General features: G+C 38.6%; 15 protein-coding genes. 12 read left to right on the forward strand and 3 right to left on the reverse strand.

Going from position 1 to position 18,863, the window contains the following annotated elements; genetic code table 11:
• Positions 1 to 39: 39 nt before the first annotated feature.
• The 3 genes from E7276_RS05780 to E7276_RS05790 all read right to left on the reverse strand — a co-directional run bounded on the left by E7276_RS05780 (position 40) and on the right by E7276_RS05790 (position 2,352).
• Positions 40 to 480, reverse strand: a complete 441-nt coding sequence (locus E7276_RS05780) for an Hsp20/alpha crystallin family protein (RefSeq protein ID WP_294214879.1) — start codon at positions 478 to 480, stop codon at positions 40 to 42.
• Between the two features lie 190 nt (positions 481 to 670).
• Positions 671 to 1,462 (reverse strand): hypothetical protein, encoded by a 792-nt coding sequence (locus E7276_RS05785; protein WP_294214880.1) that lies wholly within the window; start codon positions 1,460 to 1,462, stop codon positions 671 to 673.
• 110 nt (positions 1,463 to 1,572) lie between these two features.
• Complete coding sequence (locus E7276_RS05790; RefSeq protein ID WP_294214883.1) at positions 1,573 to 2,352, reverse strand: YlmH family RNA-binding protein; 780 nt, start codon at positions 2,350 to 2,352, stop codon at positions 1,573 to 1,575.
• Between the two features lie 177 nt (positions 2,353 to 2,529).
• Here E7276_RS05790 and E7276_RS05795 point away from each other — a divergent pair, with 177 nt between their 5' ends.
• The 12 genes from E7276_RS05795 (at position 2,530) to E7276_RS05850 (ending at position 18,845) form a co-directional block, all read left to right on the forward strand.
• Entirely contained in the window at positions 2,530 to 3,735 is a 1,206-nt protein-coding gene (locus E7276_RS05795; protein WP_294214885.1) for a hypothetical protein, read from the forward strand.
• Positions 3,736 to 3,897: 162 nt separating this feature from the next.
• Positions 3,898 to 6,489, forward strand: a complete 2,592-nt coding sequence (gene clpB / locus E7276_RS05800; protein WP_294214887.1) for an ATP-dependent chaperone ClpB — start codon at positions 3,898 to 3,900, stop codon at positions 6,487 to 6,489.
• Between the two features lie 221 nt (positions 6,490 to 6,710).
• Positions 6,711 to 8,045, forward strand: coding sequence for a replication-associated recombination protein A (locus E7276_RS05805; RefSeq protein WP_294214890.1), 1,335 nt, complete (start codon positions 6,711 to 6,713; stop codon positions 8,043 to 8,045).
• 37 nt (positions 8,046 to 8,082) lie between these two features.
• A complete protein-coding gene (locus tag E7276_RS05810; protein ID WP_294214892.1) occupies positions 8,083 to 9,369 on the forward strand; it encodes an aminotransferase class I/II-fold pyridoxal phosphate-dependent enzyme in 1,287 nt (428 codons plus the stop codon).
• Between the two features lie 97 nt (positions 9,370 to 9,466).
• A complete protein-coding gene (gene proC / locus E7276_RS05815) occupies positions 9,467 to 10,261 on the forward strand; it encodes a pyrroline-5-carboxylate reductase (protein WP_330598941.1) in 795 nt (264 codons plus the stop codon).
• A gap of 60 nt (positions 10,262 to 10,321) precedes the next feature.
• Positions 10,322 to 11,440, forward strand: a complete 1,119-nt coding sequence (locus tag E7276_RS05820; RefSeq protein WP_294214894.1) for an SLC13 family permease — start codon at positions 10,322 to 10,324, stop codon at positions 11,438 to 11,440.
• 24 nt (positions 11,441 to 11,464) lie between these two features.
• Positions 11,465 to 13,708 carry a glycoside hydrolase family 31 protein gene (locus E7276_RS05825; RefSeq protein ID WP_294214898.1) on the forward strand — a complete coding sequence of 748 codons (2,244 nt, stop codon included), beginning with the start codon at positions 11,465 to 11,467 and terminating at the stop codon, positions 13,706 to 13,708.
• A 174-nt stretch (positions 13,709 to 13,882) separates the two neighbouring features.
• The gene (locus tag E7276_RS05830) at positions 13,883 to 14,977 is read left to right on the forward strand and encodes an FIST C-terminal domain-containing protein (protein WP_294214899.1); all 1,095 of its coding nucleotides are present in this window, start codon (positions 13,883 to 13,885) and stop codon (positions 14,975 to 14,977) included.
• Positions 14,978 to 15,000: 23 nt separating this feature from the next.
• The gene (locus E7276_RS05835; RefSeq protein ID WP_294214902.1) at positions 15,001 to 15,966 is read left to right on the forward strand and encodes a methyl-accepting chemotaxis protein; all 966 of its coding nucleotides are present in this window, start codon (positions 15,001 to 15,003) and stop codon (positions 15,964 to 15,966) included.
• 85 nt (positions 15,967 to 16,051) lie between these two features.
• Positions 16,052 to 16,957, forward strand: a complete 906-nt coding sequence (locus E7276_RS05840; protein WP_294214904.1) for an exonuclease domain-containing protein — start codon at positions 16,052 to 16,054, stop codon at positions 16,955 to 16,957.
• Positions 16,958 to 16,965: 8 nt separating this feature from the next.
• Positions 16,966 to 17,541 carry a flavin reductase family protein gene (locus tag E7276_RS05845; RefSeq protein ID WP_294214907.1) on the forward strand — a complete coding sequence of 192 codons (576 nt, stop codon included), beginning with the start codon at positions 16,966 to 16,968 and terminating at the stop codon, positions 17,539 to 17,541.
• The gene (locus E7276_RS05850; protein WP_294214910.1) at positions 17,538 to 18,845 is read left to right on the forward strand and encodes a M18 family aminopeptidase; all 1,308 of its coding nucleotides are present in this window, start codon (positions 17,538 to 17,540) and stop codon (positions 18,843 to 18,845) included. Before E7276_RS05845 ends, E7276_RS05850 begins: the two co-directional genes overlap by 4 nt.
• Positions 18,846 to 18,863 lie beyond the last annotated feature (18 nt).

Here is an 18,863-nt window from a genome sequence, read left to right on the forward strand (position 1 = left end):
CCCAAAGGATTAACCTTTGGGACTTTTTAGATTTATAACTTAGCCTTCAATAGCTATGTATTTTGTTTCATCTTTTTGAGGAATTGCCTCTTTCTTTGGAATGCTGAGTGTAAGAACACCATCCTTAAATGCAGCATGAATGTCTTCCTGAGTAACTGTATCGCCTACATAGAAGCTACGGCTGCAAGAACCTGTGTAGCGCTCTCTGCGGATATATTTGCCATCATCATCCTGCTCATCATTATTCTGATTTGTTTCAGCTTTGATTGTAAGATAGCCATCCTTCAATTCAGCTTTGATGTCTTCCTTAGCAAAACCTGGAAGATTCATGTCAACCTGATAAGCGTTATCTGTTTCTTTTACATCTGTAGTCATCATACGTGAGAAATCACTATCGATTCTGTTACCAAAACCTGTTACACGTGGTACTCCGAAAAAGTCATCAACAAAATCATTTGAAAAAATACTAGGCATTAACATAATAACTACCTCCTTATATGAAAAAAAATTGATTTGAAATAAACCCGTTTTCTTTGTTGGTTTGGAAGCAATTCTTTTTGTTCCCTTGTTGTGATTATGTTATACACCTAAAATTAGCACTCGTCAACAGCGAGTGCTAATAATTTATAATTATTTAATATTTAGTTTATAAATTGTCAGATTATATATACTAGTTATCGGCTAAATTTAGGTCATAATGATTAGAATACATATCTTCCAAATTATTAACTGACACGACACCATTTGCCAGTAGCTGATCAAATGAATGATTAAAGGTATGCTTCTGATAATCTTGATAACTTAGGTAAGCAAAGGCCTCCATCAATGTAGCATTAGGTTTAAATATAGTGTCTAAATTAATAATATCTACATTTGGTAAATATGAGTTAGTAGCTAACGAAAATACCCTAATGGAAACTATGGGAGTAACAGGTGTTGCACTTTCATGGAAAGTGGCAGTGATTTTAACTGGTTCATCATTACCACCGCCAATTACACAGCTTCCCAGCTCATCTGTAATAACAGGAGGCTCTTTTATTTCATAATCATTATAATCTTCAAATGGAATAATATTGGTTGGCTTTCTGGTTATTTTATGACGTATTTCTAATGTGAAAGTGTCAGCAGCTCTAGCTAGTTTTTGAAGCTCTACAAATAGAGCCATATTTCCTATACTGATGGCTGTATGTTTTGCAAACTCGATTAACTCAATAAAGTTGTAAATTTTATCCTCTGAAAATCCCGCTGGTTTAACAGTGTCGATGACGGCATCACTAAATGAAATTTCAGGATTGTTGTTGCGAATGTAAATGAGAGCGTCCTTGAAATCATCAAAACGACATTTGCGAAGATTGATGTTTTCAACATCGCTAACGGTAAGTGTGGCTTCATCCTTTTCATTGGAGCTAGCCTGAATCTGATAATTAAGATGTGTTTTGAATTGTATTTCTTTTATAACCATAGCATCCCCCTCCACTATATGGAATAATACCATATTTGGTGGTGGTTTGCTATAAATAACACAATACCTAGATATTTTTATAAAAATCTACTAAAAACAGATAGTGGGGATTAGCGATTTTGCAGTATGCCAAATATTTCTATATTAAGATTTAGCTTGCCTTTGCGGGAAAGGCCTCCCTCACTTATAACATTGAATTTGCCATAGCCCCTAACAGAAACAGTATCTCCAGCTGCAAGAATCTTGTCGTTATTTTCAACAATATGACCATTAACAGAAACCTTTTTCTCGGTGAAATATGGAATAGTATCCTTACGACTAAGGTTATAAACCTTTGCAATAACTGCATCTGCTCGAGGTGATGCTACCTGAATGGTAACTTCCTTTAGATTTGCTTGCTTATAAGACTCTGGCAACTGCGAAAAGGAGCACTTTACTGAGTTACGTCCTACAGACACAAAGTTTTCCAACAAATAATCTGCAGTTGATTCATCAACATAAATGTAAGCTTCCATTCCATCTACAAAAATGTCGCCGAACTTTTTACGATCTATGCCAAGCCCCATAAGGCTGCCAAGATAATCTCGGTGTGTATATTCCTTGGCAAATTTCTTGGCCAGTGGTTCAACCTTTATACATTTAATAGGAAATTCTACTTCATAGCCGAAATCATATTCGCTACCGAAACGAACCATTTTTCTCTCGCAATTGCTATATCCGCCGAATAAATCATACTTAATTGGCGCAAATGCTTTGTCTTTTGTAGCCTGATAGAATACATCCTGCTGACTAAGACTAAGGAAATCACTGAATACATATATATTGTTTCGGTATGCCCTGTTTGATAGTTCTATTATTCTGTTATATAAAATAGTATCTTGTTCATTCATAGTAGGATTATTGTACCATGATTATGCATTACATTGGCATATGTATTTTATGTAATATTACTATTTATTATAAGTTTGTATGATCCGATACACTAAACGAAGACTCGGCACAGGGAAGTGTATAAGGTCTTCGCGTTTGGTCCATTTAGATTCTTTATTTGTGGAAAGGAGTCCGCTATGAAGATTGAAAACAGCCATGTAAACATGGCATCTAGTCACAATTCTTACTCGTATTCCCATGTAGAAGTTGCAACAATTGATCAAAGAGTAGACGAAAAAACTCTTGGGGCAATTATGAAAATTTCTGAGGAAGGGGAAAAATCCTACAAAGAGGCAATTGAACAATATCAAAAGGAAAACCAGCAGAGGCAAAAAGAGGTTAATCAGCAGAATCTACAGAATATGTTTAACAACATGGCAGAACAGGAAAAGCGTATTCGTGAGGCTAATGGCGGCCGAAGTCAATGGGATTTTGAGGATTTAGAGGTCAGCATAGTTAAAAAAATTTTAGACTTACTAAACGGAAAGCCTGGTGCCAAAAGTGAATTGGATAAGAAGATGGCAGAACAACAAAATGCCTTTAAGGAATGGCAGCGCAGAATAATGGGGGCTGCAGCAGACGGATGTGACGACGTTCATTTTAATGTTAACGGTGTAAGTGCAAAAACCTTGAATTTATCAAGTTTGGAAGCAGCATCCAGAGTCCAAGTTTGGCAGAGGGTTACTGCGGTAGAAGGTGAGCATTTAGAATATGAAAACACAACCTTCGCCAGCCAGGGAACTGTTCAGACAGCAGATGGACGAAGTTTGAATTTCAATGTTGAGGTATCTTTAGGAAGAAGTCTATCACAGAAAATAAACTCCCTTACCAGCGAAACCTACACAAGAATATTAACTGATCCTTTGGTTATTAACATGGATAGCAATATCACCTCTGTATCTGATAAGAAATTTAAATTCGATTTGGACTCTGATGGTAAAGAGGATGAAATATCATTTACAGGTGCAGGAAGTGGATTCCTTGCATTAGATAAAAATAACGATGGCAAAATAAATGATGGTTCAGAATTGTTTGGCACAAAATCAGGTGATGGTTTCAAGGACCTTGCAGCCTATGATGAGGACAGAAATGGGTGGATTGATGAGAATGATTCTATTTTTTCAAAACTAAAGGTATGGACAAAGGATGAAAATGGAAATGATAAACTACTGGATTTAAAGAAGGCTGATGTGGGCGCTATTTATTTACATAATGCAGATACTGAGTTTTCATTTAAAAATGCTGATGGTGAGACTGATGGCGTCCTTAGGAAAACTGGTATATATCTGAAGGAAAGTACAGGGCAAGCTGGAACTGTGGCTCATGTTGATTTTTCCCTTTGATTGTAATTTGAAGGGTTATCCATCATAAAGACAAGTAAAATCTAAAATATTTATAAATTATTAGCACTCGTGGTTGACGAGTGCTAATTTTTGTTTTATAACAAAAGTAACAAGGAATACTGATGGAAAATTCAGGGAGAATTTTCGACAGGAGGTGATTATATGAACATCCAAAAATTTACACAGAAATCAATAGAGGCTATTAATTCCTGCGAAAAAATAGCTATGGAATATGGTAACCAAGAAATAGAGCAAGAGCATCTTTTGATGGCATTGTTAAAACAGGAGAATGGATTGATTCCTTCGTTGATTAGTAAAATGAACATTGACACTAATCAGTTTGAGAATGCAGTTGATGCAGCTCTTAACGCTAGAGTAAAGGTACAGGGTGGCGACCTTAGAGTAGGCCAGCATTTGAATTTTGTTCTTACATATGCTGAGGACGAGGCCAAGGCTATGAAGGATAGCTACGTGTCTGTTGAGCATTTGATGCTTGCCATGATTAAAAAGCCTAGCGCCCCAATTAAGAATATTTTTAAGAACTTTGGCATCACAAGAGATTCATTCCTTGCTGTACTTGCCACTGTTAGAGGCAATCAAACAGTAAACACGGATAACCCAGAGGCTACTTATGATACCCTCGAAAAATATGGCTATGATTTGGTGGAAAGAGCCAGAGATAACAAGCTTGATCCTGTTATTGGACGTGATGAGGAAATCAGAAATGTTATCAGAATTCTTAGCCGTAAAACAAAGAACAATCCAGTGCTTATCGGTGAGCCTGGTGTAGGTAAAACTGCAGTAGTTGAGGGCTTGGCACAGCGTATCGTCAGAGGTGATGTGCCTGACGCACTTAAAAATAAAAAGGTATTCTCTCTTGAAATCGGCTCAATGATTGCTGGTGCAAAATATCAGGGTGAGTTTGAGGAAAGATTAAAAGCTGTTTTGGATGAAATTAAAAATTCCGACGGCGAAATTATCCTATTTATAGATGAGCTTCATACAATCATTGGAGCAGGTAAAAATGGAAGCGGCGGACTTGATGCAGGCAATATGTTAAAGCCAATGCTTGCTCGTGGCGAGCTTCATTGTATCGGAGCAACCACACTTGATGAATATAGAGAATACATTGAAAAGGATGCAGCTTTAGAGAGAAGATTCCAGCCGGTAATGGTGGATGAGCCTACAGTGGAAGATACAATCTCAATACTTAGAGGACTGAAGGAGCGCTACGAAGTGTTCCATGGAGTTAAAATTACTGATGGAGCTCTTGTTTCTGCTGCAACACTTTCAAATAGATACATCTCGGATAGATTTCTTCCGGATAAGGCAATCGACCTTGTGGATGAGGCATGTGCCCTTATCAAAACAGAGCTTGACTCAATGCCAGCAGAGCTTGATGAAATGAACAGACGAGTAATGCAGCTTGAAATAGAAGAGGCTGCTCTTAAAAAGGAAACTGATAAGCTTTCACAGGATAGACTTGCTGACTTACAAAAGGAATTGTCAGAGCTCCGTGATGAATTTAATACAAAAAAAGCTGCATGGGATAATGAGAAAAAGCTTGTTGAGGATGTGGCAAAAGCAAAAGAGGAGCTTGATAATGTTCAGGGACAAATCAAGATTGCTCAGCAGAAATATGATTTAGAGGAAGCAGCAAAGCTTCAGTATGGTAGATTGCCACAGCTACAGGCACAGCTTGCAGATGCAGAGGAAAAACTAAAAAGCAGAAATGCCAGCTTAGTTCATGAAAATGTATCAGAGGATGAAATCGCCCGTATTATTTCTAGATGGACTGGCATTCCTGTAGCAAAGCTAAACGAGACGGAGCGCAGCAAGACATTGCACCTTGATGAGGAGCTTCACAAACGAGTTATGGGTCAGGATGATGCTGTAAAGCTTGTATCTGAGGCTATTATTCGTTCAAAGGCAGGCATCAAGGATCCTAGTAAGCCAATAGGTTCATTCCTATTCTTAGGACCTACTGGTGTTGGTAAAACTGAGCTTGCAAAGACTCTTGCGCAGGCATTATTTGATGATGAGAATGCTATGGTTAGACTTGATATGTCCGAGTACATGGAAAAGTTTAGTGTGAGTCGTCTTATAGGAGCGCCTCCAGGATATGTAGGATATGACGAGGGTGGACAGCTCACAGAGGCAGTGCGCCGCAAGCCATATTCGGTAGTACTTTTTGATGAAGTAGAAAAAGCACATCCAGATGTATTTAACGTATTATTGCAGGTGCTTGATGATGGTCGAATTACAGATTCACAGGGGCGTACAGTAGATTTTAAAAATACAATCATTATAATGACTTCAAACCTTGGCTCACAGTATCTGCTTGAAGGTATTGATGAAGCTACAGGGGAGATTACAGAGTCCACAAATGAGTTAGTAATGAACGAGCTTAGAAATTCATTCAGACCAGAATTTTTGAACAGATTAGATGAGATTATCATGTTCAAGCCACTTACAAAGAACAACATTGGTGGAATTGTAGATTTGATTCTTGCAGAACTCAACGTAAGACTTGCAGACAGACAACTTACAATTGCCCTTACACCTGCAGCAAAACAGTTTGTTATCGATCAAGGCTATGATCCAGTATATGGTGCAAGACCTCTTCGTAGATACATTCAGAAGAATGTGGAGACAATGGCTGCAAAAATTATACTTGCTGGAGATATAAGTGAAGGCTCAACCATCACAATTGATTCAGACGGAACACAATTGATGGCAAGAAAGGCTGATTGATAAGGCTGTATTTGAATTATGCTCACTGACGGACAAATGTCCGCCCTACGAAAATTTTTTATTGTAATACTGAAAAAATTATAGTATAGTATCAAGAGCGATTACTTTAGTAAAGTAAAGTGACCTCTTGATACTATTTTTGTTATGGAAACTCTATCCTATACAGAACAGATGTGCTATCATGGATGCGTATTAGAGTATCAAGACAAGGAAGGTTTTACATGGATCTATTTGATTACATGAGACAGGAAGCTAAGAAAAAGGAGTCACCTCTTGCTGCAAGGCTTCGTCCTACCACACTTGATGAGGTTGTAGGACAGCAGCATATCATAGGCAAGGACAAGCTTCTTTATAGAGCCATAAAGGCTGACAAGCTTTCTTCTATAATATTTTACGGGCCACCTGGCACTGGCAAAACTACTCTTGCTCAGGTAATTGCCCATACTACATCAGCAGAATTTACATCTATAAATGCCACTACTTCCGGTAAAAAGGATATGGAGGCAGTGGTTGAGGCTGCGAAGCAGACTCTTGGAGCCTATGGCAAAAAAACTATCCTTTTTATAGATGAGATTCATAGATTTAATAAAGGTCAACAGGATTACCTGCTTCCATTTGTTGAGGATGGCACTATCATTCTTATTGGTGCTACCACTGAGAATCCTTATTTTGAGGTGAACGGGGCTTTGCTTTCTCGTTCAATTATCTTCGAACTAAAGCCACTTGAGGCCAGCGACATCAAAACACTGATCAACAGAGCTTTGACTGATGAGACTAAGGGACTTGGTAGCTTTGACGCAGTGATTGATGATGATGCCCTTGACTTTTTAGCAGATATTGCAAATGGAGATGCTCGCTCAGCGCTTACTGCTATAGAGCTAGGTGTTCTTACTACTGACCGTTCAGAGGATGGCAAAATTCATATTACAATAGATGTTGCAAGTGAGTGTATTCAGCGTCGTGTAATCAAATACGACAAAGATGGCGATAATCATTATGACACCATCTCAGCATTCATTAAAAGTATGAGAGGCTCGGACCCAGATGCAGCAGTTTACTATCTGGCTAGGATGTTATACGCCGGTGAGGATCCAAAATTCATTGCTAGACGTATTTGTATTTGTGCCTCAGAGGATGTTGGAAATGCAGACCCACAGGCACTTGTTGTTGCTACATCAGCTTTTCTTGCAGTAGAGCGAATTGGCATGCCTGAGTCTAGGATTATTTTATCCCATGCGGCTACATACGTTGCCTGTGCGCCAAAGTCAAACGCGGCCTACGGAGCCATAGATTTGGCAATGGCTGAGGTGAGAAATAATACCACGCGACCAATACCTACTCACCTTCAGGACGCTCACTACAAATCCGCTGGGAAATTGGGTCATGGAATTGGATATGAATATGCCCATGATTTTCCTAATCATTTTTCACATCAGAGATATTTGCCTGAGGGATTAGAAGTTGGTGATTTTTACCAGCCAGGCAATCTCGGTTATGAGAGAGTTATCAATGATTACCTTGATAAGGTAAGAAATGATAAAGACGCATCAAAATAATTTGCGTCAATATATTTTTATTAAGGAAGGACCAACAATGAAAAAGTACAGCGAAATGTCACCAGAAGAATTAGCAGCAGAGAAGGAGTTGCTCACTGCCCAGTATAAAAATTGGCAGGCAAAAGGGCTCAAGCTTGATATGAGCCGTGGAAAGCCATCAGTAGAGCAGCTCAATCTTTCTATGCCTTTGTTTGATATTCTTGATGGTAAATCACTCATGAAATGTATGAACGGAGTTGAGACTAGAAATTATGGTCAGCTCGAGGGTATTGTAGAGGCTCAGCATCTTATGGCAGAGATTATGGATTGCCAGCCAGAACAGGTTATCGTAGGAGGCAACTCATCACTCAACCTTATGTTTGATGCAGTTTCACGAGGATACATGTTTGGATTCGACGGTTGCACACCATGGTGCAAATTAGACCGTGTTAAGTGGCTGTGCCCAGTACCAGGCTATGACAGACATTTCGCTATTACACAGCACTTTGGATTTGATATGATAAACATCCCTATGAATGAGGATGGTCCAGATATGGATGTAGTTGAGGGACTTGTTGCAGCAGATGACAGTATCAAGGGTATGTGGTGCGTGCCTAAATACTCTAACCCTCAGGGTATTGTATATTCGGATGAGGTTGTTCGCAGAATTGCCAATCTCAAGCCGGCTGCAAAGGATTTCAGAGTATTTTGGGATAACGCATATGCGGTACATCACTTATACAAAGAAAAGAGCAAGATTTTAAATATCCTTCACGAGTGTGAGGAAGCTGACAATCCAAACCTTGTATTTGAGTTTGCATCTACATCAAAAATTACATTTGCAGGTGGCGGTATCGCTGCTATTGCTTGCAATCATAACAATCGTGAGGAACTTAAAAAGACACTTACAGTTCAGACAATCGGATTTGATAAAATCAACATGCTTCGTCATGCTAGATACTTTGCAGATGTTGAATCTGTTTCAAAGCATATGGAAAAGCATGCTAAAATCCTTCGTCCTAAGTTTGAGCTTGTTATCAAAACAATGGAAAGAGATTTGACAGAACCAGGTTGCGGTAGCTGGATTTCTCCAAAGGGTGGTTACTTCATCACATTTGAGGCTCCAAAGGGAACTGCTACACGTATTGTGGATTTGGCTGCAGAAGCAGGCGTTAAGCTTACACCAGCTGGTGCACCATTCCCATATCACATGGACCCTAACGATTCAATCATCCGATTCGCTCCATCTCTTCCTCCAATCGAAGAGCTTGAGCAGGCTGCTGAGGTATTTACAGTATGTGCGAGAATTGCATATGTTGAGAAACTTCTATTAAAAGCACAATAAAATTTTGAAGCTTATATATTTGTTACATGTACAAAAAAGCCCTAAAATGATACACTAAGTGTGTTATTTTAGGGCTTTATTAATGGAGGAAATCGACATGAAAATTGGTTTTATTGGAACTGGTAATATGGGATCTGCCATGATGGGTGGCATGATAAAGGCAGGAGTCGTTGAGCCTGAAAATGTAATGGCTAGCGATATCTTCCAAGCGGTTGTTGATGATGTGGCTGAAAAATATAATGTAAACACTAGCACGGATAATCGTGATGTTGTTGATTTTGCAAATATTATTTTCCTTGCTGTAAAGCCTCAGTATTTGGCTGGAGCTATTGATGGTATTAAGGATATGGATTTTTCTGACAAGGTTGTAGTAAGCATTGCTGCAGGTCAGTCCCTCGAAAAGCTTAATGGTATGTTTGGTAAGGAACTTAAACTTATCAGAGTAATGCCAAATACACCTGCTTTAGTTGGTGAGGGTATGAGTGCACTTAGCCCTAATGAATTAGTAACAGATGATGAGTCTGAGACAGTGCTCAAACTTTTCGAGTCATTTGGTGAGGCGGAGATTGTTCCTGAAAAATTACAGGATGCAGTTGTTGGAATCAGCGGTTCTTCACCAGCATATGTATATATGTTTATTGAGGCACTTGCAGACGGTGCGGTTGCAGAGGGAATGCCTAGAACACAGGCATACAAATTTGCTGCACAGGCAGTACTTGGCTCTGCAAAAATGGTTCTTGAAACAGGTGAGCATCCAGGAGCACTCAAGGATGCAGTTTGTTCACCAGGTGGCACCACAATCGAGGCCGTTGCCACACTAGAGGCACTTGGATTTAGAAATGCAGTAATTGAGGCCGAGAGGGTTTGCATTGACAAGTCTAGGGAATTATAATAATCGATAATTGGGAGCTCCAAGGAGCTCCTTTTTCCTTTATATTTATGGAGAAATAAAATGCAAGCAGTTAAAAGATTTATCAATAATGAAATAGTTTTATGTGTAGCCTTTGTGTTGGCTGTGATATCCAGCTTTTTCGTACATCCAGACAAACAATATATTGGCTATATTGATTTTAGAACATTAAGTATTTTGTTGGCTCTTATGATTACTATGGCAGGCCTACAACGACTTCATGTGTTTAGGCAGATTGGTGAGCTTTTAGTGGCAAAAATGAATTCAATCAGAGGAGTTACTTTAGTATTAATAGCTCTTTGCTTTTTCTCAGCAATGTTTATTACTAATGATGTGGCTCTTCTTACTTTTGTCCCATTTACAATTGTTACCTTATCTATTTCTGGACGAAAGGATCTGTTCATAATAGTTATTGTACTTGAGACTATAGCGGCTAATTTAGGAAGTATGTTGACTCCTCTTGGTAATCCTCAGAATTTATATTTGTATGGATTAGCAGGAATGTCGTTGATTAAATTTATTAAGCTCATGCTACCTTATAGCGTGGTAGCTTTTGTGATGCTTGCTGCCACAACTATTTGGGCAGTCAAATCAGCGCCAGTTGTTCTCAAAGAGAAAACCTCATACGAGAGAACAAAAAGAGATAAAGCTCAGATATTAATGTACGTATTTACGTTTTTTATTTCTATTCTTGTAGTGGCTAGATTAATAGATTACCCACAGGGGCTTATTATCGTAATTGCGATAACTTTGATATTCGATAGGAAGGTTTTGAGTAAACCGGACTATTCACTTTTATTTACATTCATTTTTCTATTTATTTTCATTGGAAATATGAAAAGAATTCCTGAGGTTAGCAGTGCTATTAATAGTTTGGTATCTAAAAATGAAGTGGCAGTTTCTATAGGACTTAGCCAGATTATTAGTAATGTGCCAGCTGCAATCCTATGCTCAGGCTTTACGGACAAAATTGACAAACTGATAATTGGAACAAATCTGGGAGGACTTGGAACGCTAATTGCTTCCATGGCAAGTTTGATTTCCTTTAAGCAATATGGCTACATCGACGGTGCAGATAAAAAGAAGTATATGGTGGTATTTACTGTAGCAAATATATTGTTTTTGATTGTTATGTATTTTATTTATATAATGCTTGTATAGATAGAGATAATAGGAGGGGGCACAATGTATTTTGGGAAAGTTTTAGGCACAACAACTGAGGATAATCAGGTCCTCATTAAATATGAGCAGCAAGAAGTAATTGTTCAGGTTATTACAGAGGAGATAGTCAGACTCTTTGTCCCTTGCTGGATGAAAGAATATGAGTCTGTTGCTATAGAAGGGGAGCCTGCAGTTCCTTGCGATTTTGACGTAATAGAGCAGCAGGGACAGGTTCAGATTAAAACACCTGCAGTAATTCTTACCTTAGGCGATGATTTCAAATTCGTATTTACGGATAAATACGGTGACGAGATTTTATCAAGCTATGATGGCGACAGAAAGAAATACGAGGCCCTTAGCGAAGAAGATTTAGGGTTAGTCGAATCAGAAGGCCATCAGATGGCATTTATGCAAAAAGAGCATGTTGTGCAACAATTGTTTAAACTAAATTCTGAAGATAGATTCTATGGAATGGGTGATAAAACAGGCTTCTTAAATAAGAGAGGTTATGCTTATCAGAATTGGAACTCGGACATTCCTCAAATACATCATGAAAATATGCCAGCCCTTTATAAATCAATTCCATTTGTGATTGGAAAAGGGCCAGGCTACACTTACGGTCTTTTCTTTGACAATACTTTCCACAGTTATATGGATATGGGCAAGGAGTCATCTGAATATTTCTTCTATGGGGCAGATGGCGGCAATTTCGATATGTATTTTATTTCTGGTGAAAAGATACCAGACGTAATTGAACACTATACATATTTAACAGGTCGAGCTCCTTTGCCTCAGCTATGGACACTGGGATATCATCAGTGCCGTTGGGGCTATGATAGCGCAGCGGATATTCGCGATGTGGCAATGAAAATGCGTCAACATCAGATTCCTTGTGAAAGTGTTCAATATGACATTGATTACATGGATGGTTATAGGGTATTCACTTGGAACGAAGAGGAATATGGCAAAAAGGGTGAACTGATTTCTGAGCTGGAAGAGAAAGGGTTCAAGGCTATTTGCATTATTGATCCTGGCGTAAAAGAAGATAAGGGATATTTTATGTATGACCAGGGAATAAAGAATGGTTATTTTGCCAAGGATAAGGATGGCAATGTCTACGTAAATACGGTATGGCCAGGCAAATCCGTTTTTCCGGATTTTGGTAGAGAAGAGGTTAGACAATGGTGGGCAAATAATCATCTAAAGTTAACGGATATGGGGGTTAAAGGAATCTGGAACGATATGAACGAACCAGCCAGCTTTAATGGACCACTACCTAACGACGTTCAGTTTTCTATTAATGATAGGCTCACTACTCACGAAGAGGCTCATAACGTGTACGGACATTTTATGAGTATGGCCACCTATGAGGGCATGGCTGAAATAACAGGCAAAAGACCACTTGTAATCACAAGAGCTTGCTATGCTGGAACTCAAAAATATGCAGCAGTATGGACTGGAGATAATCAAAGTGTATGGTCTCATTTGCAAATGCTTATTCCGCAAATATGTAACCTAGGAATGAGTGGATTTACAATAGCAGGTACTGACATTGGTGGCTTTGGTGGAGATACAAATCCAGAGCTTTTGGTTCGTTGGGTGCAGGCTGCAACCTTCTGCACCTTCTACAGAAATCATTGTGCTAAGGGCCAATTAATGCAGGAGCCTTGGCAGTTTGGCGAAAAGGTTTTGGATATTTATCGTAAATACGTAGAACTCCACTACAGATTTTTACCTTATATTTATGATCTTTTATTTGAAAGTCAGATTACTGGACTTCCTGTAATGCGTCCACTTGTGCTTCATTATGAGGATGACGAGAATACGTTTAATCTTAATAATGAATTCTTAGTAGGTGAGAATATGTTAGTGGCACCAATCGTAGAGCAGGGTGTTACTAAGCGCCTTGTATATTTACCTGCAGGAAACTGGATTAATTATTGGACAAAGGAAAGAATTACTGGAAATAAACATATTATTGTAGATGCACCTCTTGATATAATGCCAATTTTCATAAAGGAAGGCAGCATCATTCCTATGTATGAGGATGTTCAGTATGTAGGTGAGAAAAAATACGATAAATTGAAGCTTTTAGTAGCAGGAGACTGTGCATGGGGCAGTCATTATCAGGACAATGGTGAGGACTTTGAATATATGGATGGTCAATATAATCTATATAGCTTTACCTATGAAAATGGTCAATTAGATACAGATATGCTACATGAAGGGTATGAAAAATATAATAGTATAGAGGTAGAATTGATATAAAAAGCTCGCAATATTAAGTGAATATTTTGCATTGAACGATGAATTGTCACAAAGTTTGGGATATATATGTACTATTCATTAAAAATGTGTGAATTATCACACAATAAACGACACCTGTGATAAAATGTTAGTTGTTTAAATGAGATTATATACCTAACAGGAGGGGTTTGTTCTATGCAAATAACAATAGGTACTTCTACAAAACCAGATGTTGCTGCAGCTTTCGCAGAGGCCAGCACAAAATTATCGGACCCTAAGTTAATTATAATGCTATCGTCCTTTGATCAGTTTGAAAAGGCTACAGAATTACTTGAGGGTAAGTATCCTAACGTACCGAAAATCGGTACAGGAACAATTTCATATTATGATACGGATTCCTCTGATAAACGTCTAATGCTTATAGGCTTTGGCAATGACGCAGAAGTGGAAGTCGGAGTTGTTCGCAACCTTTCTACTGTTCCAATGGCATATATTCCTACATTAATGGAGAAAATCTCAAAGGTACAGGCTGGAGATAACAACACTATTTGCTTGGAATTTTGCACAAATGATGAGGAACGCTTAGTTACTTCACTTAATGTAGCTTTGGAAAAGGCAAGAATTCCAATTGTAGGTGGAACCGTTTTCGGTTACCCACAGAACTACACTCCAAAGGTAATGATGAACGGAGAGCTTTTCCCAGATGCTTGCTGTTATGCACTGATTAAGAACAAATCCGGAAAAATTAGAACATATTCTGAGAATATTTTCGGACCAATGGAAGGTGCAAAAATCCATACAGCAACAAAGGTTAATTTGGCAACAAAGGAAGTTATTACCTTGGATGGAAGACCTGCAGCTGATGTATATTGCCAAGATGCAGATGTTAGCCGAGGCCAGATTGTAGACAATGTACTTACAAATCCATTAGGACGTGTAATTGGTGATCAGATATTTATTTCTAGCCCATACGTGGTTGGAAACAATGGTTCACTAACCTGCTACAAAAAAATAAATGAAAATGATGCCATCCAGGTTTTGGAATTAAAAGACTACGATGCAATTAATGCTGATACAAGACGTGCTATAAAGGATGAGAATAATAAGATTTCATTCATATTCTCAGTTAACTGTATTTATAGACATCTGCTGTTCACGAATCAAGGATATCTAAATACTCTCATTGGTAACATGAAAGCATTGGGACCACATGTAGGTATTGTAGGTGGTGGAGAACAGTATAAAAAGCAACATGTAAATCAGACAATGGTTTGCGCGGTCTTTGAATAAATCCTTAATTTGGAGGTAAAGGTATGGGACTTTTTGGAAATAAAAAAGCTGCTGCTGAACAGGTAAATGTTTTAGCTGAAAAACAGGAGCAGAAAGCTGGCTTAAAAGAAAAAATGAAAGCGCTTCGTGAGGTTGGTCGATTTGCCATTGAGCAAAAGGAAAAGCTTCAGGATGAAGAGGCTAACACAATCGTAGGTATTGAGACTATCAGAGAATCATTTTCTGTGGTAGAGGACAAATACAGTTCAATATCTGAATCTGTTACCAATTTCCAGGAAGAGTTTAGAAATGTAGAAGAAATTTCTAGAGCTTTTGATGAGATTGTTCAGAAATTAAAGGTAACAGCAGATGACTCTCATGATGGAATGGAGAGAGTTGATAGCAGTTCTGGAACTGTTGCTGATACAATTGCGCAGGTTGAGGAAGTTTTTGATGCTTTCCAGAAGAGCTTTGATGATATCAGAGAAAAGGTTGAGTTAATCGGCGGATTTGCAAAGCAAACCAATCTTCTTGCTCTTAATGCTTCTATTGAGGCTGCTAGAGCCGGAGAGGCTGGACGAGGCTTTGCGGTAGTTGCAGATGAGGTTACAAACCTTTCTACAGAGATTCAAAGTGTTGTTACATCTATCTTTGATAGTATGAAGGAATTGGATGAAAACAATAATAGACTTGTTGAATCTGTAGATCATACAAAAGAAGCAATTGATGCATCTCATGAGCGAGTAGTTGAAACTCAAGATATTGTAGGCCAGATAAAAGTTGTAGCTGATGAGGTTACAGAACAAAGCGAGCAGATGGCGGCAGTATTTGAGAATTGTAATTCTTCAATCAATGATATTTCCAATAATATTGAGGACTCACGAAGTTACTTCGATGCAGTTACAAATGATATTGAAGATATCAAAGTTAAGATTACAGAAAAGGGATTCATGTTCGAGGATATGAATAACGTACTGGAACAAATTGCTCCACTAACGGATGTGAGATAATTTTTATGGACGGCGGACCTGCCGTCCATTTTTTTCGGGAACTTTTTATGTTAGAATGTAACAAATTACTTTTATGGAGATGAACTTGGCAACAAAAGACAATAAAACTAAAACAACTACAAAGAAAAAAGGACCAAGCCAAACTGCGCCTGCTGGGTTTAAGGGAAAGAATCAGGCATTTCTAGATGCTGAGTATCTTAGCATGCGCTATAAAAAGGGCTCTATAGAGGATGTTATCTCTGTTGGTGTGGTTATTACGACTCCAGAGCATGTGGAGTTGGACAGGTATTATTCCACAATACAGCTGACTAGAGGTCACAAATTACCACCTCTTATTGTGGAGCTTACAGGGCTTACAAACGAAGAGCTTGAATTTGCACCTTCCTATGAGGAGGTTATGACAGAGCTTCTTTCTAGAATCAAGAAATGGCAGGTTGGAAAGATTTGCGTTTGGGGTGGTGACAAAAACAGTTTCCAGAGAGACTTTGAATCCAGAGAATTGGAGAAGCCTCTCAAACGAGGTGTGGCCAAATTTATAAGCACCTTTGAAAACATTCAAAAGGAAGTGAGCTTAGACGTCACAGGTGGATTAGATGCAAACCTATCTCTTGCAGATATGAAAACAATCTGTGGCTTAGGCGGATATGTAGCACATAATGCATTGCAGGATGCTGAGGATATGCTGGAGTGTATTCGTCTTATAGAGACGGATCAGATGAAATATGATGGCGTCAAAGCAGCAGAATATAAAAAGTTCCGTGGAGAATACGTGAAAAATCGTAGCTTCGGTGAGGAAGAGGACGAAGGTTATATTATTAAATCTAAATATGGCCAGAAATTCTACGAAGAAATTCAGAAAATGAATTTTAAGGACGACCCAAAAACAAAGGCTTTTATGGACGATTTGGGCTACATCATAGGTAAGGGAGACGTTTATATGGGAACCTTTGCTGAGATGATGGCTGAGAACACTGAGGAGCATAATAATTAGGAGATACAATGAGCAAACAAAAATGGAAACCAGGTAATATGATTTATCCTCTTCCAGCAGTACTTGTTACTTGTAGAAGTAAAGCTGGGGAGGATAATGTTTTGACTGTAGCTTGGACTGGTACAGTTTGCACCAATCCACCTATGGCTTATATTTCTGTTAGACCTAGCAGACATTCTTATGAAATGATTAAGGAGACAGGCGAGTTCGTCATCAACCTTACAACAGAGGAGATAGCCTTTGCTACTGATTACTGTGGTGTGACCAGCGGTAGGGATGTAAATAAAATTGAAAAATGCGGCTTGCACAAGGTGGAGGCAGATGAAGTAAATGTTCCGATGATTGTTGAATCGCCAGTCAACATTGAGTGTAAAGTGCGAGAAATACACGAATATGGCAGTCACACAATGTTTGTGGCTGATGTTTTGTGCGTTCATGCAGACGAAAAATACATGAATGAAAATGGTAAATTTGAGCTGGAAAATTCAAAGCCATTAGCATATTCTCATGGCACATATTTTGGATTAACCAGCCCTCAAGGTACCTTTGGATATTCAGTAAAGAAAGAAGGAAAGAAAAAATGAATAAGACAGTAAAGGGGTTATTTGATTTTATCGAAAAGAGTCCTTCACAGTTTCATGCTATTGAGAATCAGAGACAGGCTTTTTTGACAGCGGGCTTTGAAGAACTTCAGGAATCAAAGCAGTGGGAGATTTTACCAGGAAAGAGCTATTTTGTTACAAGAAATGGCTCTTCTATTATTGCCTTTAGAATGCCTACAAATGACTATACCAGCTTTATGATTATGGCCTCCCATAGTGATTCCCCTACATTTAGAATTAAGGAAATGCCTGAGATGAAAGAGGGGCATTATGTTAAGCTTAACACTGAAAAATATGGTGGTATGCTGATGGCCCCATGGTTTGATAGACCTCTTTCCATTGCAGGAAGAGCTATAGTTAAAAATGGAGACAGCAAGCTTAAGGTTTGCCTAGTGGATTTAGACAGAGATTTGTGCATGCTTCCATCCCTTGCAATTCACATGAATAGAGAGGCAAACGATGGTTACAAATACAATGCACAAAAGGATATGCTCCCACTTATCTCTATGGATGAGAAATTCAACCTTAAGGAGCTTGTGGCCAAGTCTCTTTTGGTAAAGGCGGAAGATATCGTAGGCTCTGATTTGTTCCTTTACAATCGTGAGCCGGGCAAGGTTTGGGGTGCTGATGAGGAGTTTATTTCTTGCAGACGTCTTGACGATTTGCAGTGCTCTTACAGCTCAATGGTTGGCTTGTTAGCTGCAAAGAATTCTAAAACAGCAATTCAGGTACATGCTACTTTTGATAACGAGGAGGTAGGTAGCGGTACAAAGCAGGGTGCTGATTCTACATTCTTATTTGATGTTTTAACAAGGATAAATGAGGCAGTTGGCGGCAACAATTCTAGACTCCTTGCAGCTATTGCTAATTCATTTATGGTATCAGCAGATAATGCCCATGCCCTTCATCCTAATTATTCAGAGAAAAGCGACCCGACTAATAAGGTTTACATGAATGAGGGAATCGTAATTAAATTCAATGCAAACCAAAAGTACATGACTGATGGACTTGCATTTGGCATTTTCTCAGAGATTTGCAAAAAGGCAAAGGTTCCATATCAGACCTTTGTAAATAGGTCAGATGTAGCTGGTGGTTCTACTCTTGGAAACATTTCAAATGCCCATGTTTCGATTAACGGAGTGGACATTGGATTGGCTCAATTGGCTATGCATTCTCCATATGAAACAGCAGGTGCAAAAGATACTGATTATTTAGTGAAATTAGCAAAGATTTTTTATGAAACAATTATTGAAAATACAGCATCCCTTGACTATACTTTGAAGTGATTTTTGTTTTTACTAAAG

Source organism: Pseudobutyrivibrio sp. (genome assembly GCF_015057185.1).
Taxonomy (GTDB): domain Bacteria; phylum Bacillota; class Clostridia; order Lachnospirales; family Lachnospiraceae; genus Pseudobutyrivibrio.

What these genes read in the sequence shown, in the direction of transcription:
- E7276_RS05780 (WP_294214879.1), bottom strand. Translation starts at nt 480, where the DNA reads ATGTTAATGCCTAGTATTTTTTCAAATGATTTTGTTGATGACTTTTTC.
- E7276_RS05785 (WP_294214880.1), bottom strand. Translation starts at nt 1,462, where the DNA reads ATGGTTATAAAAGAAATACAATTCAAAACACATCTTAATTATCAGATT.
- E7276_RS05790 (WP_294214883.1), bottom strand. Translation starts at nt 2,352, where the DNA reads ATGAATGAACAAGATACTATTTTATATAACAGAATAATAGAACTATCA.
- E7276_RS05795 (WP_294214885.1), top strand. Translation starts at nt 2,530, where the DNA reads ATGAAGATTGAAAACAGCCATGTAAACATGGCATCTAGTCACAATTCT.
- clpB (WP_294214887.1), top strand. Translation starts at nt 3,898, where the DNA reads ATGAACATCCAAAAATTTACACAGAAATCAATAGAGGCTATTAATTCC.
- E7276_RS05805 (WP_294214890.1), top strand. Translation starts at nt 6,711, where the DNA reads ATGGATCTATTTGATTACATGAGACAGGAAGCTAAGAAAAAGGAGTCA.
- E7276_RS05810 (WP_294214892.1), top strand. Translation starts at nt 8,083, where the DNA reads ATGAAAAAGTACAGCGAAATGTCACCAGAAGAATTAGCAGCAGAGAAG.
- proC (WP_330598941.1), top strand. Translation starts at nt 9,467, where the DNA reads ATGAAAATTGGTTTTATTGGAACTGGTAATATGGGATCTGCCATGATG.
- E7276_RS05820 (WP_294214894.1), top strand. Translation starts at nt 10,322, where the DNA reads ATGCAAGCAGTTAAAAGATTTATCAATAATGAAATAGTTTTATGTGTA.
- E7276_RS05825 (WP_294214898.1), top strand. Translation starts at nt 11,465, where the DNA reads ATGTATTTTGGGAAAGTTTTAGGCACAACAACTGAGGATAATCAGGTC.
- E7276_RS05830 (WP_294214899.1), top strand. Translation starts at nt 13,883, where the DNA reads ATGCAAATAACAATAGGTACTTCTACAAAACCAGATGTTGCTGCAGCT.
- E7276_RS05835 (WP_294214902.1), top strand. Translation starts at nt 15,001, where the DNA reads ATGGGACTTTTTGGAAATAAAAAAGCTGCTGCTGAACAGGTAAATGTT.
- E7276_RS05845 (WP_294214907.1), top strand. Translation starts at nt 16,966, where the DNA reads ATGAGCAAACAAAAATGGAAACCAGGTAATATGATTTATCCTCTTCCA.
- E7276_RS05850 (WP_294214910.1), top strand. Translation starts at nt 17,538, where the DNA reads ATGAATAAGACAGTAAAGGGGTTATTTGATTTTATCGAAAAGAGTCCT.